14 protein-coding genes and 1 pseudogene are annotated in these 17,601 nt (G+C 35.6%); 9 read left to right on the top strand and 6 right to left on the bottom strand.

The genetic code is table 11. From position 1 onward, the window contains the following. The first annotated feature begins 656 nt into the window (after window positions 1-656). A complete protein-coding gene (locus tag ACT5E3_RS03050; protein WP_444996842.1) occupies window positions 657-2,696 on the top strand; it encodes a M14 family zinc carboxypeptidase in 2,040 nt (679 codons plus the stop codon). 164 nt (window positions 2,697-2,860) lie between these two features. On the opposite strand, the gene ACT5E3_RS03045 is transcribed toward ACT5E3_RS03050, so the two are convergent. The 6 genes from ACT5E3_RS03045 to ACT5E3_RS03020 form a co-directional block, all read right to left on the bottom strand. Then, entirely contained in the window at window positions 2,861-3,583 is a 723-nt protein-coding gene (locus ACT5E3_RS03045; protein ID WP_444996841.1) for a hypothetical protein, read from the bottom strand. Window positions 3,584-3,726: 143 nt separating this feature from the next. Beyond that, the gene (locus tag ACT5E3_RS03040) at window positions 3,727-4,443 is read right to left on the bottom strand and encodes a transposase (protein WP_444996840.1); all 717 of its coding nucleotides are present in this window, start codon (window positions 4,441-4,443) and stop codon (window positions 3,727-3,729) included. Window positions 4,444-4,520: 77 nt separating this feature from the next. Then, entirely contained in the window at window positions 4,521-4,856 is a 336-nt protein-coding gene (locus ACT5E3_RS03035; protein WP_444996839.1) for a transposase, read from the bottom strand. Between the two features lie 305 nt (window positions 4,857-5,161). Next, on the bottom strand, window positions 5,162-6,823 hold the full coding sequence (locus ACT5E3_RS03030; protein WP_444996831.1) for an IS66 family transposase: 1,662 nt from the start codon (window positions 6,821-6,823) through the stop codon (window positions 5,162-5,164). Window positions 6,824-6,956: 133 nt separating this feature from the next. Then, window positions 6,957-7,421: a hypothetical protein gene (locus ACT5E3_RS03025; RefSeq protein ID WP_444996838.1), complete on the bottom strand. Its 465-nt coding sequence runs from the start codon at window positions 7,419-7,421 to the stop codon at window positions 6,957-6,959. Between the two features lie 11 nt (window positions 7,422-7,432). Then, complete coding sequence (locus tag ACT5E3_RS03020) at window positions 7,433-9,277, bottom strand: RHS repeat domain-containing protein (protein WP_444996837.1); 1,845 nt, start codon at window positions 9,275-9,277, stop codon at window positions 7,433-7,435. A 147-nt stretch (window positions 9,278-9,424) separates the two neighbouring features. Here ACT5E3_RS03020 and ACT5E3_RS03015 point away from each other — a divergent pair, with 147 nt between their 5' ends. The 8 genes and pseudogenes from ACT5E3_RS03015 to ACT5E3_RS02980 form a co-directional block, all read left to right on the top strand. After that, window positions 9,425-11,086 (top strand): IS66 family transposase, encoded by a 1,662-nt coding sequence (locus ACT5E3_RS03015; protein WP_444996831.1) that lies wholly within the window; start codon window positions 9,425-9,427, stop codon window positions 11,084-11,086. Window positions 11,087-11,207: 121 nt separating this feature from the next. Further along, a complete protein-coding gene (locus tag ACT5E3_RS03010) occupies window positions 11,208-11,924 on the top strand; it encodes a transposase (protein ID WP_444996836.1) in 717 nt (238 codons plus the stop codon). A gap of 5 nt (window positions 11,925-11,929) precedes the next feature. Then, complete coding sequence (locus ACT5E3_RS03005; protein WP_444996835.1) at window positions 11,930-12,496, top strand: hypothetical protein; 567 nt, start codon at window positions 11,930-11,932, stop codon at window positions 12,494-12,496. 18 nt (window positions 12,497-12,514) lie between these two features. Next, window positions 12,515-13,648 carry a tetratricopeptide repeat protein gene (locus ACT5E3_RS03000; protein ID WP_444996834.1) on the top strand — a complete coding sequence of 378 codons (1,134 nt, stop codon included), beginning with the start codon at window positions 12,515-12,517 and terminating at the stop codon, window positions 13,646-13,648. Window positions 13,649-14,008: 360 nt separating this feature from the next. Then, the gene (locus ACT5E3_RS02995) at window positions 14,009-14,638 is read left to right on the top strand and encodes an ankyrin repeat domain-containing protein (RefSeq protein WP_444996833.1); all 630 of its coding nucleotides are present in this window, start codon (window positions 14,009-14,011) and stop codon (window positions 14,636-14,638) included. Between the two features lie 254 nt (window positions 14,639-14,892). Beyond that, a complete protein-coding gene (locus ACT5E3_RS02990; RefSeq protein WP_444996832.1) occupies window positions 14,893-15,216 on the top strand; it encodes a hypothetical protein in 324 nt (107 codons plus the stop codon). Window positions 15,217-15,255: 39 nt separating this feature from the next. Further along, window positions 15,256-16,917, top strand: a complete 1,662-nt coding sequence (locus ACT5E3_RS02985; RefSeq protein ID WP_444996831.1) for an IS66 family transposase — start codon at window positions 15,256-15,258, stop codon at window positions 16,915-16,917. A 95-nt stretch (window positions 16,918-17,012) separates the two neighbouring features. Next, window positions 17,013-17,498, top strand: a pseudogene (locus ACT5E3_RS02980) (helix-turn-helix domain-containing protein); the annotation flags it as partial. Between the last annotated feature and the right edge of the window lie 103 nt (window positions 17,499-17,601).

The raw sequence follows: 17,601 nt of genomic DNA, 5'->3' as shown, positions 1-17,601 counted from the left end.
AGCCAACAAACGCAAAATATCTAACAGTTTAAATCACATAAAAAAGCAATAAAGATAAAATCTTGCACGCCTATTTTTAATTTCATTTTGTGTAATAACTCACATTTAAATATAAAAATTTTTATAAAAAACAATAACGCGCAAACATTAACCTGCAACACCTTTTACCACAACATTCTTATCCCCCCTATTAATCACAATTTTTTTAATTACAAAAATATCATTACCAACATAAACAACTTAATTTATAATGAATACAAACACTTTACATTTAACATTGATCTTTTTTCGTTCTAACACTTATATCAAAAACATCTATCGTTCTGATGGAAGTTGTAGGCAAGATTTAAAAGAACATTCTTGGTAATTAACCTGCTTTCATTAACCATTGACTAGCATAATATCAAGTGTTAGTGTCGCTCGACTTAATAGAAACCACTAAAAAACTTTAAGTAAAATTTTTAATCTATTTAAAACTTTACTGCTCTCTAAGTTGATTCATGAAAAAATAAAGAAGTCTTTAGGTTATTATTCATAACTTATTTTTGCTGACCGTTTTTTAGATTTTGGCTTCTTTCTAAGTAAACATAAAAACCCATTAGATAATTGGAGGAGCTTGTTGTCCCTCTTTACGGAACACACTAGGAGGAGTAAAAATGAAACACTTTAAGTTAGCATCTTTGATGCTGTACACTATGATGGTCACATCGACACCACTATTAAAAGCAGAAGTACTCTCAATACAAGAAGAGGATTTTCCAGCAAGTATAAAAGTAAAATGTAGTGAAGAATTATGCAAAAATATTGCAAGTAATTTTTTAACCGATCAAAAAGCTCCAGGGTTTGTCGCTCTCTATATTGAAAACAAATCAGATTACGAAAGATTAAAAGGATTATTTTCTAAGCAATTGCTTTCATCATCAAAAACATCTCCGATTACTATGCTGCAAAGTAATCGGGAAGCAACAAAAAATTTCACAGAAAAATCTGCAAGTGGCGCAGCTTATCATACATATGAAACAATGCTATCAGAAATTCAGAACATACAAAGTAATAATCCAGCAATTGTTAAAGTCATTAACTTAGGATCATCTGCCAGTGGAACAAGAAATATTTGGGCAGTTAAAGTTTCCGATAATGTCACCAGTGAAGAAGACGAACCTTCAAGTTTTATCACTGGTGGTATTCATGGTAATGAACGACCTGGACCTGAAACCGTATTACATATACTTAATGGTATTGTAGATGGATATTCAAATAGCCAAGAAATAAAAGACTTGGTTAACAAAACACAAATGTGGTTTATACCTATCGTTAACCCAGACGGTCATACTGCCAATCGAAGAACTAATAATAATGGTGTTGATCTTAATCGTGATTACCCGACAGCATGGAATAATTTCCAATTACAAACATCAGTACAATCTGAAACCACAGCAATTTTAAATAATCTTCAAGCACGGCATTATGTAGTGGGCTTAGATCTGCATACTTTTGGCGAAATGGTAATGTACCCATGGGCACATACTTCCTCATCCATCCAGGACTTAAATGTGTTTACTGAGTTAGGGAATGAAATTGGTGTTGCTATGGGTGGTTATCGAGTTAAATCACTTTATGATTTCTTTGGTCAAATTGAAGGAGGCAGCTTGGATTATGAATATGGTGCATTTGGTACTATCGCGTTCGGAGAAGAGTTAGGAACTTCACACAACCCTCCCATTTCCACAACTCAAGCAATAGCTCGAAGAAATTTTAAACCTGCTATCAATTTATTGAGCCGAGTTTTAAAATCAACTATAACCGGAAAGGTAACGGATGTCGCTACAGGTAACCCTATTGTTGCAACTATAAAAGTTCACAGTATAGATACCGGTGGCCCAAGAAATCCTTATAAAAGTGATTCACAATATGGGCGTTATTACCGGATAGTGCCTTCTGGTAATTATACTGTAACTGTCAGTGCTCAAGGTTATCCTGATAAAACGTTTAATAATGTTCAAACCAATGATAGTGCACAAACTATCCTTGATGTACAATTAGACGCTAATACTCCCCCTCCTCCACCCGGTGGAAAAGTATTAGAAAATGGTGTACCAGCAACAGGTTTAGCTGCTGCGGTTGGTCAAGATATCGTTTACACCATGAACATTCCTACTGGTGCAACTAATATTAAGTTTGATATTACTGGTGGAACCGGAGATGCAGATCTCTATGTTAAATTTGGCGCAGCCCCCACTGATTCAAACTATGATTGTCGCCCTTATAAATCGGGTAATAAAGAGTCTTGTACGAGCACTCAAGCTGGTGGCACTTATTATGTTCGGCTAAAAGCTTACAGTACTTTCTCTGGTGTCAGCTTAACGGGAAGCTTTACTGATGGTGGAACGCCTCCAGATGGAGTTGACCGCATTGAAACAGTGACCGTAGCTCGAGGTGCATGGTCTCGCTTCACTCAAGTCTTACCTGCCGGTCTTAGTAATTTAGCGGTGACAATTTCTGGTGGCACAGGCGACGCAGATTTGTATGTGCGTAAAGGTGCGGCGTCAACTTCTTCAAAATATGATTGTCGTCCATATAAAAATGGTAACGTTGAAAGTTGTGATTTTGCTAATCCAGCAGCAGACACATGGCATATCGATGTATATGGTTACAATGCTGCTTCTGATGTAACTTTGAAAATTAAAGCGAATTAATTTTTTGCTTTAAATAACTTATATTTTGAATGGCATTCAAGATATAAGTATTAAAGCCGTTCACTTTTTTTGAACGGCTTTTTCATATATCATAAGGGGCCAGGCTCTGAGGAATCCCTTATTTCTTGTTCTTGTGTGTGTAAGTTTCAATAGAATAGAGTGTATTAGTAATTCCACGGTTTTAATGGAACTTCTGCACCAATCTCAGTTTCACAAAAATTATATCTATATTTATTTAGAATTTCTGTCATTATAAAATGATATCTTTCTTTAGTTATATTGCTAATAATTTCATTTACTCGATTGTATAGAAATTTATTTTCTTTTAATTCTTCTGGTATTATTAAAAACCAATATGCTAACGCAAAAAACTCAAACTCTTTATCAGTATAGTATTCTCTTTTTAATTTGTCAGTCAATATTAAATAAATAGCTTTCCTATTATATTCTTTTGCAGCTAACTTTAACCAAGCTTCAGATTTTTCCAATTCACCAAGTCGAAAATAATATTCATATAACTCAAATATTGCTCTGGAGTAGCCCATATTAGCGGACCTCATTAAATCATTTAAACTCGACTTACTTACTCCTCCCTCAATAATTTTATTAAATCTATATCTATAATAGTAGCCATACCACCCTCCTTTTGATACAAGGATATTCGAAAGCTTTAATCCTATTTTTGCCTCATCGCATTTTAAAGCATAGTAAATATCATTAAGAGTTTCTTCAGTATGCCTTTCTCTTTTATATATTTCATTGTTAAGTTTAAATCGCTTATTCAACTCCCCTTGACAAATAAGAGAATAATGTTTTTCTGCATGTGTTTTTTCAGCATTAACAAAGTTAATATTTAATGCTATAAGTAAAATAATAAAATGTTTCATTATTGATACCTCGTGGACGACTTGATTAACTCACCATCTTTGTATGTATTCCAGCTTGATTTAGGATCAGAGCGTAAAACCTTATACATTTTGATTGATGAAGCGCACTTACTCGATTTATCGGTGCTAAGAAATCAATAGGGTCAGAGCATTTGATTCTTTCGTTTAAACGACTCAGACTTCCTATCGCCTCCTCTTTGCCTCGGCTCGGCCTGCCTACCGGTCTTTTTCTCTATTTGTTGTTTGAATTTGCTACTACCCAAAACCCATGCACGATTCACTGATTGGCGAATTTCTTCTAATGTATACTCACTTAATGTTTTTTCAAATAAGGCTAAATAACGTTTTTGACGTGTCTTATCTGTTTTAGCTAAACGCTCATAAACTTCATGTGGGGTAATTAAACTTATTGCTACTCCTAACCCATTTCTTCGAAAACTTGACCAGGGGTATTCACCTGGTTGAGCCACCATCTCCGCCCTTACTGGGTTTAACTCAATATACCGACTCGCTGTCAATAAATATTGTTCACTATCAATCAAAGTGGATTTATAACGTCCTTCCCACAAAGTTCCAGTTCTTTCATATTTGTGATTAATGTAACGAACATAGTAACGTCCTAGCGACTGCATCAATCGACTAACACCATCACTTGTTTTAGGCGTCATTAGCAAATGGACATGATTGGTCATTAATACATACGCATGCACTGATACTTTCAGCTTTTGGCTATACTCTTCTAATTTGGATAGATAAACCTTGTAATCTTGTTCCTCGAAAAAACAAACTTCGCGATTATTTCCACGTTGTATGACGTGTTGAGGGACACCAGGAAGATTTAAGCGAGGTTGTCGAGCCATATTCATCACCAAGAATCATTCATGACAATACTATACCTATCTACCACAACAAAATCAAATACTCTGACCCCATTGATTCATGCACTATCAATCAAAGTGGATTTATAACGTCCTTCCCACAAAGTTCCAGTTCTTTCATATTTGTGATTAATGTAACGAACATAGTAACGTCCTAGCGACTGCATCAATCGACTAACACCATCACTTGTTTTAGGCGTCATTAGCAAATGGACATGATTGGTCATCAATACATACGCATGCACTGATACTTTCAGCTTTTGGCTATACTCTTCTAATTTGGATAGATAAACCTTGTAATCTTGTTCCTCGAAAAAACAAACTTCGCGATTATTTCCACGTTGTATGACGTGTTGAGGGACACCAGGAAGATTTAAGCGAGGTTGTCGAGCCATATTCATCACCAAGAATCATTCATGACAATACTACATCTATCTACCACAACAAAATCAAATACTCTGACCCCATTGATTTTTAAGTATCTATTCTTAATTGGTATTATCCATTTATTCGAAGCATTTAAATTCCCTCAATGATTGGATAGCACTATTCCTATCGCCTTTTTTAAATAAACGTCGAACCGTCTTTCCATCAATCGCTATCACTTCACCATTAGTGAGTTGCAAGCCGAAATCAATTACTCCGACCCCATTGATTTCCAAGACAATGTAATTGCTCAAAAAGCGGGGGTAAATAAAACTTATTCTGTTTTATTTATAAAATGAGTCAAGTCGGGGATTTTTGATAAGTTTTGAATTCTGTCTTTGAGAAAAGCCAAGAATGATATTTGATGGCGTTGACAGGTTTTCTTGAGTGATAAAAAGGTATCAATCGCATCCCGTCCATCATCACTTTTTGTACAACCGCTTATTTTCCGTCGCTTCACATACTCTCGAATATCTGATTCACTCATATTATTATGCAAAGGCACATGCGGCTGCTCCAAACATTTAAGCAATTCGTTTTTCATATTCAACAAGTGGGCTAATTCATTATTAATGACCTTAAATTTTTCGACTGGCTGACATAAATTATCGAATCTTTTCCTGAGTTGATATTTTCTTTGATACGATAGTGTATTTCCGTTGATACATTCTTTTAACGTTCGGTATAGTTTCCAAAACTGTTTGAGTTTTTTATCTTTCTGGCCGATTTGCCTCTCATTTTTAGGCAATATTTTTGTTAGTTTTCTTTCTGCATGCACCCAACAAGCAGCATTTCGCCCTAGTTCAAACTGCTTGGCTTCATCACTCAGAATAACGAGTGTAGAGGGGAATACAGCTTCAGATAAATGACCTATCATTGCTGCTTCGACTAACAACTTATCCGATGTCTGATTAAATGACCCACATCTGAGATAATTAATAAGCTCATTTTTACTGGAAAATGCGATATTATTGTTGAGTTTTAATTGAATTTCTATTCTATCCCGATCGAAATTCGAAAATTGCTTTTTTGTACATAGATAATCAAAAGCTGCCTGATTGAGCTTGTAACCGCTATGACTTGTTTGCAAAACAGATAAAAAATTTGATTTGCTTTTACTTTGAGATGTTTTGAAATAGGCAAATTTTTCGTTACCCAACTGAGTGCAATAACCATTTTTCCCTTGATGCCTGGCACCTGTATCATCAACTTGAATGTAATCACTATTTTGAATGGCTGATGAGAGTAAAGATTCTTTTTCAGCATGCCAATCTTGTTTTTTCTTAGTCAGTAAGTTAGAAAGTTGTCCAGAAGAAATAGAAATACCAAGTTCGCGTAACTGATTAAGCAACAGTGGCTGAGTGACATGGTTGTGGTAATACTGATAAAGAATAAATTCGCGGAGTGAGGGGCCAAAATGATTGCCTCTAATTGCTGCTGGCAATTCACCTAACAGATACTCGCCTGATGGTAATTGCCAGCGTTCACGCCGATAACAATGGTTGTGAACCTTAATTTCAATATCCTGAACATAATAGTCTTTAAATCCCTTAAAAATGGAACCTTCAGGAAGGACATCAATTTTAATAAGATGGGTCTTGGTAATTTCTAATTCCGATTTTTTAGGGTTCTTAATGACTGTACGCTTTTTTTTAGCGGCTTTATAGACTTTGTCGGTAGAAGCAATGACACTTGGTTTGAGTCGTGGTTTTTGGGCGCGCCCAGCTAATCGAGCATTTTCTGATTTGAGCAACTGATTCTCATCATAATAGCGTTGAGCCATATCTTTTAGAACACTAGCAACATGATAAAGATGGCACTCATAACGTGAACTACCATATTCAGGTTCCAAATTATCAGACACACAGATCAAGCCATCTTTAACAAAGACAAATTGATTGGTGCCACTGTTACCGTCTGAAATAAAATCATCCATCTGATTATTGTGCTGGAAGATAAATGTTTTTAATGTGATCTATTTTAGGTAGTTAACTTGATCTATTTCTGATGTTCTTGTGATCGATTGCTTACAATTTACCCCCGCTTTTTGAGCAATTACAAGACAATCGCTAGTTGTAGGGTGTCTGCTTTTGGTTCCTAGAAAACACAGGTTCATAAACAACAGTTTTCCGAGAAAGTACATTGGAAAAAAGCCCCCCCAACAACATTTTTGAATACAAGTTTTCACCATCAGAGTTCTTAAAAGTAATTACTTTGTATTTCTTTCCATAGCTCTTTATCTCAACAAAACTAGTCAAAATTATTCTTAATATTGATATAACATCTTTTTTGTCACGGTCAATATGTTCAACTCCCCAGGAAAAAGCCTCTGGGGATTTATCTATTCCGATATCAATACCACTTTCCGAAAGTTCGATATCAATTAGGACAGAGTTCTCTGTTTTTACATTCATTTTGACATAACTTTCCATACTCATATCGCTCAAGCTTATAGCTGAATTATTATCCATAGATTGCTGGTGCATAGACTCTAAAATATCATTCAGCAACTCAACATACTTCGCAGTATTCACACAGTACTCCATCAGTCGTCCATCTTCTTCAGTGCTCTTTTAACCTGAATGACACCATTCGCAAATTTGTTAGGTACGAAACTACCAGGAACATACATATGAAATCTCGCCATATTCCCACTTCCTCCGACACCGACTCTGAGCATCATTCCTCCTCCGTTAGCACTAACACTACTCCAACCAACCTTTAGTGAACTACCTGTTACATTCATCGTTCCAGTTACGCCAGTCACACTGTGTGCAAAACTACTTGAGGTTATACCGAACGTTTCACTTAAAAATAGTCTTTGACCTATATATGATGCAGTACCTTTAAATAATCCAGCGGCTCCAACCGCATAAGATTCAGGTGCAACACTACTCACTCTACCTGTATCGCCAATAGGATAAACAAGACCTGTTCTGTAATCAAATGCGTAAGCAACACTTCCATCACCATTAACAAGCCCATTGTCAGTAACTTGTATGTTAACTGCTTTTCCATCTTCAGTTGCATAAATTCCTGAAGCTGGAGAGTAAGCACCTATATCTGAATCAGATCCCTCCTCCATATGTGACTCATCATTAAACGTCCTAGAAAAAGCGGCAGTCAATGCTCCACTGGCAAACTTTCCTCCCGTCAGTTTCGAAACACTGCCGCCTAATAGAGATGCAGCAAATATTCGACTCCCACGAGTATTTAAACCATTTATTGATTTAGAAAAGGATTGAGTAATACCAGCACTAATAAAACCATTCCCAAATTTTGCTCCATTAAGTTTAGACATCACACCACCAGCCATAGCATGAGCTAGGACTTTTCCGGCTTGCTGTGCTGTCGTTAACTGAGTTGCAGAATTAGCCACTCCACTTGAAAATGACTCAGACAATCCATAGGTTTCCGTTAAATCTTTATATACAGCAGCACCATTCGCATTAGCAACACTATCATAGTAAGTCCCTATTCCATAAAAAACGCCTGCACTAAAAGCCCCAGAAATAGCACCTCTTAAATTACCTGTTGCAACAGCTCCAGAAACAGCACCTGCGGCCATCGTTTCCAAGAATGTGCATCCACCAGAACAAAACACATAATTAATAACAACTGCAGCAATTACACGCCAATATTTTTTCAAACTCTTAAAAAAGTGCCCACTCGGATCCGTATAGCTCAATGGATTATTCAACACATAAGAATACCGATCCATATTCTGCATATTCTTAGGTGCCTGAATATAAGCGTCGGCCTGCAAAAAGCGTCCAATATTGGCATCATAAATTCGGCCATTCATGTGAATAATATCCACACTATTGAGCATTTCATGACCGGTAAATCCTTTATCTGTAATCGCTAACTTACTCACTACCGCCATTTCTGTTAACGGCGAAACATTAGTTACCTCATACTGCTTACCAAAAGGATCATAACGGAAACGCTTAACCGCATTACCGCTTTCATCTGAAATGGCTATTACCGATCCCAAATGATCCTTATGCATATAACTCGTTTTCGATTCACTTGAACCATTGGCCTTATCCGTATCAATCCTAAGTGCAACACCTGCAATATAATACTTATGTTCAACATCACCATTTTTCGCACCGCCCGTGTGCACTACTTTTTCATAACTGCCTAAATAAGTCGTTTCAACGGTAATCGGTTGACCATTTTCATAAACATTATCGATTCTTCGGTATCGCTCTCGCCCCGTTCCATAGCGGAAAGAAATTTCGTTCGCATTGCTTGAACCTTTCTTAATGTAAACCGGCTTTTCAAATGCAGCGTAACGAATTTCACGGTTATTAGCACTGTTGGCTAAATCGACATCATTGATTAAATTGCCACTAGCATCGTAGGTAAAGCCGCGTTTTTTCACATTATTATCATAGATACTAGATACGTAATTGCTCAAAAAGCGGGGGTAAATTGTAAGCAATCGATCACAAGAACATCAGAAATAGATCAAGTTAACTACCTAAAATAGATCACATTAAAAACATTTATCTTCCAGCACAATAATCAGATGGATGATTTTATTTCAGACGGTAACAGTGGCACCAATCAATTTGTCTTTGTTAAAGATGGCTTGATCTGTGTGTCTGATAATTTGGAACCTGAATATGGTAGTTCACGTTATGAGTGCCATCTTTATCATGTTGCTAGTGTTCTAAAAGATATGGCTCAACGCTATTATGATGAGAATCAGTTGCTCAAATCAGAAAATGCTCGATTAGCTGGGCGCGCCCAAAAACCACGACTCAAACCAAGTGTCATTGCTTCTACCGACAAAGTCTATAAAGCCGCTAAAAAAAAGCGTACAGTCATTAAGAACCCTAAAAAATCGGAATTAGAAATTACCAAGACCCATCTTATTAAAATTGATGTCCTTCCTGAAGGTTCCATTTTTAAGGGATTTAAAGACTATTATGTTCAGGATATTGAAATTAAGGTTCACAACCATTGTTATCGGCGTGAACGCTGGCAATTACCATCAGGCGAGTATCTGTTAGGTGAATTGCCAGCAGCAATTAGAGGCAATCATTTTGGCCCCTCACTCCGCGAATTTATTCTTTATCAGTATTACCACAACCATGTCACTCAGCCACTGTTGCTTAATCAGTTACGCGAACTTGGTATTTCTATTTCTTCTGGACAACTTTCTAACTTACTGACTAAGAAAAAACAAGATTGGCATGCTGAAAAAGAATCTTTACTCTCATCAGCCATTCAAAATAGTGATTACATTCAAGTTGATGATACAGGTGCCAGGCATCAAGGGAAAAATGGTTATTGCACTCAGTTGGGTAACGAAAAATTTGCCTATTTCAAAACATCTCAAAGTAAAAGCAAATCAAATTTTTTATCTGTTTTGCAAACAAGTCATAGCGGTTACAAGCTCAATCAGGCAGCTTTTGATTATCTATGTACAAAAAAGCAATTTTCGAATTTCGATCGGGATAGAATAGAAATTCAATTAAAACTCAACAATAATATCGCATTTTCCAGTAAAAATGAGCTTATTAATTATCTCAGATGTGGGTCATTTAATCAGACATCGGATAAGTTGTTAGTCGAAGCAGCAATGATAGGTCATTTATCTGAAGCTGTATTCCCCTCTACACTCGTTATTCTGAGTGATGAAGCCAAGCAGTTTGAACTAGGGCGAAATGCTGCTTGTTGGGTGCATGCAGAAAGAAAACTAACAAAAATATTGCCTAAAAATGAGAGGCAAATCGGCCAGAAAGATAAAAAACTCAAACAGTTTTGGAAACTATACCGAACGTTAAAAGAATGTATCAACGGAAATACACTATCGTATCAAAGAAAATATCAACTCAGGAAAAGATTCGATAATTTATGTCAGCCAGTCGAAAAATTTAAGGTCATTAATAATGAATTAGCCCACTTGTTGAATATGAAAAACGAATTGCTTAAATGTTTGGAGCAGCCGCATGTGCCTTTGCATAATAATATGAGTGAATCAGATATTCGAGAGTATGTGAAGCGACGGAAAATAAGCGGTTGTACAAAAAGTGATGATGGACGGGATGCGATTGATACCTTTTTATCACTCAAGAAAACCTGTCAACGCCATCAAATATCATTCTTGGCTTTTCTCAAAGACAGAATTCAAAACTTATCAAAAATCCCCGACTTGACTCATTTTATAAATAAAACAGAATAAGTTTTATTTACCCCCGCTTTTTGAGCAATTACCTAGATACCGAAATCAATGGGGTCGGAGTATTTGATTTTGTTGTGGTAGATAGGTATAGTATTGTCATGAATGATTCTTGGTGATGAATATGGCTCGACAACCTCGCTTAAATCTTCCAGGTGTCCCTCAACACGTCATACAACGTGGAAATAATCGCGAAGTTTGTTTTTTCGAGGAACAAGATTACAAGGTTTATCTATCCAAATTAGAAGAGTATAGCCAAAAACTGAAAGTATCAGTGCATGCGTATGTATTGATGACCAATCATGTCCATTTACTAATGACACCTAAAACAAGTGATGGTGTTAGTCGATTGATGCAGTCGCTAGGACGTTACTATGTTCGTTACATTAACCACAAATATGAAAGAACTGGAACTTTGTGGGAAGGACGTTATAAATCCACTTTGATTGATAGTGAACAATATTTATTGACAGTGAGTCGGTATATTGAGTTAAATCCAGTAAGGGCGGAGATGGTGGCTCAACCAGGTGAATACCCCTGGTCAAGTTTTCGAAGAAATGGGTTAGGAGTAGCAATCAGTTTAATTACCCCACATGAAGTTTATGAACGTTTAGCTAAAACAGATAAGACACGTCAAAAACGTTATTTAGCCTTATTTGAAAAAACATTAAGTGAGTATACATTAGAAGAAATTCGCCAATCAGTGAATCGTGCATGGGTTTTGGGGAGTAGCAAATTCAAACAACAAATAGAGAAAAAGACCGGTAGGCAGGCGGAGCCGAGACAAAGAGGAGGCGATAGGAAGTCTGAGTCGTTTAAACGGAAGAATCAAATACTCTGACCCTATTGATTTTGACAGCTGCTTTTTCTCGGGCATTTAATGATGAACATGTTAATTTTACTAAATCTTTAGAAGAGTATTACGAACAAGATGCTTTACCTTGGTTAGATAATTATAACATTGAATGGAGTGTCGTATTAGAAGTATCAGCAGGAAGTGGTAATATTGCAATCGAGCTTGGAGGAGCAACTTATTATGTTGATAAAGAAAAGTATAAATATATAGCTCCCTCTATAGAAGTTGGTGGTCAAGGTGCTGGGGCGAAAGTTAGTTTAGATGGAAATTGGGAAGCATCTTTTGGTGGCCCCTTAGCTGTGCTGAAATATACTAGTGGAAATGACTTATTACTTATTAATGCTGGCAGTGCAGGTACAACAATGACCTTGCTTGTTGGGGCAGGTCATACGACTAATTTATCTAATGGTGTTGGGAGAAGCCACATTGAAGTTGGTGCACTAGGTCAAAAATTAAAAATAAGTGCAGAAAATAATACCTTGCATAATACTAATACTTTCTTTCAGTCATTTACTCGAGCATTTCAAGATAAAATAAAAGATATTTTATCGAATTGATTATGTAGGAAAAGGAATATGCTTAAACTAATTTTATTAGTGATTTCATGCAATATTTATGTAGGGTTGTTAGCTGCTAAAGATAATTATATAAACTGTACTTTTGATAAGAGAGCTCTCGAACTTTCTTTGGATATAAGTCAAAAGTTTAGGAGCAGTATAAATGAACTATGTGCCAATCAGACTAAGTTAGATGATAAAGAAAAGTTAAAAAAAATTAATTTGATAAGGAATAATGCTGTTACAAGCCAGGAGAGATTTGTTCTTAAATTAATAACTGATACAGGAATATTCCGTAGTGAAAAAGATTTTTTTATGAAAGGTATTGATGATATCAAAAAGTATTTAATCGCTGATATGTATTTTTTTGGTATTAATATTAATAAAAATATTGAGAAAGCAAAAATGCTCTATAAAGGAGTTCATAACGATCTGAAACCTTTAGCTTTTGAGAGGTTAGCAATAATTTATTTGGGAGGAATAGGAGTGACGCGACAGCCTGAATTATCAAAAAAATACTTAAGAGAATCAGTTAAATATACTGGCTCTCATGCGTCATTATATCGACTAAGCCTTGATTTTGCTGAAAATAAAAACTTTGAAAATGCTATTCTTATTTTAACAGAGTTATCTAATGTGAACTATTTTCCTGCTATTCATGAGTTAGGTGTTGCATATTATTTAGGGAATGGCGTTTTAAAAAATGAAGAGAAGGCTATTAGTTTTTTCAAAAAAAGTGCTGAAAACAATAATGTTGCATCACAAAAGTATTTAGCAAAGGTTTATTTTTTTAAAAAAAAGGTTGATCTAGCTAAACATTGGATGAAACGTGCCGCTGATAATGGTGACTTAAATGCTATGTTTGCATATGGAGATATGCTTTTAAGAGGTAAAGTTTCTTCAGGTAGCCATTACGATGAGGCTCAAAAATATTTAAATAAGGCCTTTTCTCTTGGTTATGCTCCAGCTGCTTTTAATTTAGCACTTTATAATCGCCTCCTTTATATTAAATACAAAAAATGTTTATATTATAAAAAAGCTTTGAGTAACTTAAATCAATTGCAAAAAATTAATTTTAGAATTAAAAAAATTGATGAAGAATACTTAAAGCTTCAGCAGGTTGATGATAAAAAATGTAGTGAAATAATATAAGTATAAGGGGTCACCCATTAGTCAGCCGTGTCAAGTAAACCATAAAAATTCTTATACCAGCCTTTTCTGGTTGGTGTTTGTTTTAGCTCGCAACGCCTTGTTTAATAGTTCACTTCGTTCTTTTATCGGTCGGTGTCAAAACAGGTTCGACCAGTCATCCATCCATCTGGCTCTAGCTTTGGTTCTTGCAATTTAATATGACCAAGCCCAAGAAGAGAGAAATGGGACAGCCGCTTCTCATAAATAATTTAGAATCAATAGATTATAAAGGTGTGCACCAAATTAGTGCGTTTCAAGTGGCGGTTGTCCCATCTTTCGCTTTTAAAAGATTGTAGTAATAATAAGGAGTATACATTTTTGGTGTTTACCGAAATATTTGATAGCGAACCATTGAAAACATTGGCAGAAGCGGTAGATTCTGGTGATTTATTACAAATAGAGGAGCAAACTCGCAATGGGATAGATATCAATAAAAAAGCTAACTGTGGAATGACCGTTTTATTTTGGGCTACAATTACAGAAAATAAAAAAAGTTTTAAAAAGTTATTAGAACTCGGAGCTGATTCCAATATTATATTAAGGAATGATAATTCGGTAATATTTTGCTGTGCAGGTTTAAATGATCCATATTATTTGATTGAATCACTAAAGCATGGCGCAGATCCAAATTTGGTAGATCCTCGGCAAAAAGAAACGCCCCTATTTAGGGCTGCTACTCCAAATGGTATAAAAAATATACAAATTTTAATTAAAGCGGGTGTTGACTTAAATAAACAAAATAAGTTTGGTAATACTGCTTTGTTAGAAGCTGCGAGCTTAAATCAATATGATGTTGTATATGAGCTTATTGTATCTGGAGCCGATTACTCTGTAGTTAATAGATGGTATAATGGATTGGATTACTTTTTAAAAGAAAGCAGAAATATAAATAAAAGTAGTGAATTATATAAGTGGCGTCAAAAGTTTTTTGATTTAATAAATATTAAATAATGAATTGATAGGTGTTCTCTAAAATATTAAGTTTTGTGAATGTCTCTTAGAAGTAATAGGTGTTCATATTTAACTTTTAGCCGAATATTGTAGAAATAAAATATTTCTAGCTTGATCATGTTTTTTTCAGTGTGAATTCATACCATAAGTACAATTTCTAGTTAGCTTTTTAAATGATTATAATTGAGTTGTTTGATTTATGTAAAAAGTGAAGTAAATCTTGATGGTAAGCTTTTTGTTGAGGACTTTAAGTTATGTTAAAAGGATCTATGTTTCAAAAAATTCTGATAATGTTTTTATTTAGCAATATTTCTAGTGTGGACGGTAGTAAAAATCGTTCAATACCTGCGATTAAAAAATATTATGACTTTTGTATGGAAAAAGAATTAACTACATCAATAGATATATTTAAAGGGCTTTATTGGCTACCTTCAGGTTTTTCGCTTAATACATCTAGAAGCCTTAAAGAAGGAAAGTTGATTTACTCAAACTATGTAATTGCTCAAAAAGCGGGGGTAAATTGTAAGCAATCGATCACAAGAACATCAGAAATAGATCAAGTTAACTACCTAAAATAGATCACATTAAAAACATTTATCTTCCAGCACAATAATCAGATGGATGATTTTATTTCAGACGGTAACAGTGGCACCAATCAATTTGTCTTTGTTAAAGATGGCTTGATCTGTGTGTCTGATAATTTGGAACCTGAATATGGTAGTTCACGTTATGAGTGCCATCTTTATCATGTTGCTAGTGTTCTAAAAGATATGGCTCAACGCTATTATGATGAGAATCAGTTGCTCAAATCAGAAAATGCTCGATTAGCTGGGCGCGCCCAAAAACCACGACTCAAACCAAGTGTCATTGCTTCTACCGACAAAGTCTATAAAGCCGCTAAAAAAAAGCGTACAGTCATTAAGAACCCTAAAAAATCGGAATTAGAAATTACCAAGACCCATCTTATTAAAATTGATGTCCTTCCTGAAGGTTCCATTTTTAAGGGATTTAAAGACTATTATGTTCAGGATATTGAAATTAAGGTTCACAACCATTGTTATCGGCGTGAACGCTGGCAATTACCATCAGGCGAGTATCTGTTAGGTGAATTGCCAGCAGCAATTAGAGGCAATCATTTTGGCCCCTCACTCCGCGAATTTATTCTTTATCAGTATTACCACAACCATGTCACTCAGCCACTGTTGCTTAATCAGTTACGCGAACTTGGTATTTCTATTTCTTCTGGACAACTTTCTAACTTACTGACTAAGAAAAAACAAGATTGGCATGCTGAAAAAGAATCTTTACTCTCATCAGCCATTCAAAATAGTGATTACATTCAAGTTGATGATACAGGTGCCAGGCATCAAGGGAAAAATGGTTATTGCACTCAGTTGGGTAACGAAAAATTTGCCTATTTCAAAACATCTCAAAGTAAAAGCAAATCAAATTTTTTATCTGTTTTGCAAACAAGTCATAGCGGTTACAAGCTCAATCAGGCAGCTTTTGATTATCTATGTACAAAAAAGCAATTTTCGAATTTCGATCGGGATAGAATAGAAATTCAATTAAAACTCAACAATAATATCGCATTTTCCAGTAAAAATGAGCTTATTAATTATCTCAGATGTGGGTCATTTAATCAGACATCGGATAAGTTGTTAGTCGAAGCAGCAATGATAGGTCATTTATCTGAAGCTGTATTCCCCTCTACACTCGTTATTCTGAGTGATGAAGCCAAGCAGTTTGAACTAGGGCGAAATGCTGCTTGTTGGGTGCATGCAGAAAGAAAACTAACAAAAATATTGCCTAAAAATGAGAGGCAAATCGGCCAGAAAGATAAAAAACTCAAACAGTTTTGGAAACTATACCGAACGTTAAAAGAATGTATCAACGGAAATACACTATCGTATCAAAGAAAATATCAACTCAGGAAAAGATTCGATAATTTATGTCAGCCAGTCGAAAAATTTAAGGTCATTAATAATGAATTAGCCCACTTGTTGAATATGAAAAACGAATTGCTTAAATGTTTGGAGCAGCCGCATGTGCCTTTGCATAATAATATGAGTGAATCAGATATTCGAGAGTATGTGAAGCGACGGAAAATAAGCGGTTGTACAAAAAGTGATGATGGACGGGATGCGATTGATACCTTTTTATCACTCAAGAAAACCTGTCAACGCCATCAAATATCATTCTTGGCTTTTCTCAAAGACAGAATTCAAAACTTATCAAAAATCCCCGACTTGACTCATTTTATAAATAAAACAGAATAAGTTTTATTTACCCCCGCTTTTTGAGCAATTACGTTATTTCTAGAATCAATGGGGTCAGATATTTTGAAAATCAATTTCTCTGACCCCATTGATTTCTTAAACACAAGGCAGGTTTATTAAACTTAGCCGAAGAACTCAATAATGTTTCAAGAGCCTGTAAAGTGATGGGCGTATCTCGAGATACATTTTATCGTTATCAAGAGTTAGTTGAAGAAGGTGGAATTGACGCCTTAATCGAAAAGACCATACGTAAGGCCAATCCTAAAAATAGAGTTGATGAGGCGACAGAACAAGCCGTTGTTGCCTATGCCATTGAACAACCAGCCTTTGGTCAACATAGAACAAGCAATGAGCTGCGTAAACAAGGTGTCTTTGTTTCTGGCAGCGGCGTTCGTTCAATTTGGCTTCGTCATGATCTGGAAAACTTCAAAAAGCGTCTTAAAGCACTTGAGGAAAAGGTCGCTAATGACGGTATCATTTTAAGCGATGCGCAAGTTGCTGCGCTTGAAAAGAAGAAACATGATGACGAAGCTTGTGGTGAGATAGAAACCGCTCACCCAGGCTACTGTAATTTCCCAGATTACCGTCGAACAATCCATCGTTTTTTTACCAATTTACCGTCGTCCTCTAATTTTTCGTTATAACGCTAATTCGGTAAATTAAATTTCTCTGTAGAATTTTGAC

It is taken from the genome of Aliikangiella litoralis (assembly GCF_052495765.1).
Note: the sequence above shows the minus strand (reverse complement) of the source record. Positions and strands in the feature narration are given on the sequence as shown.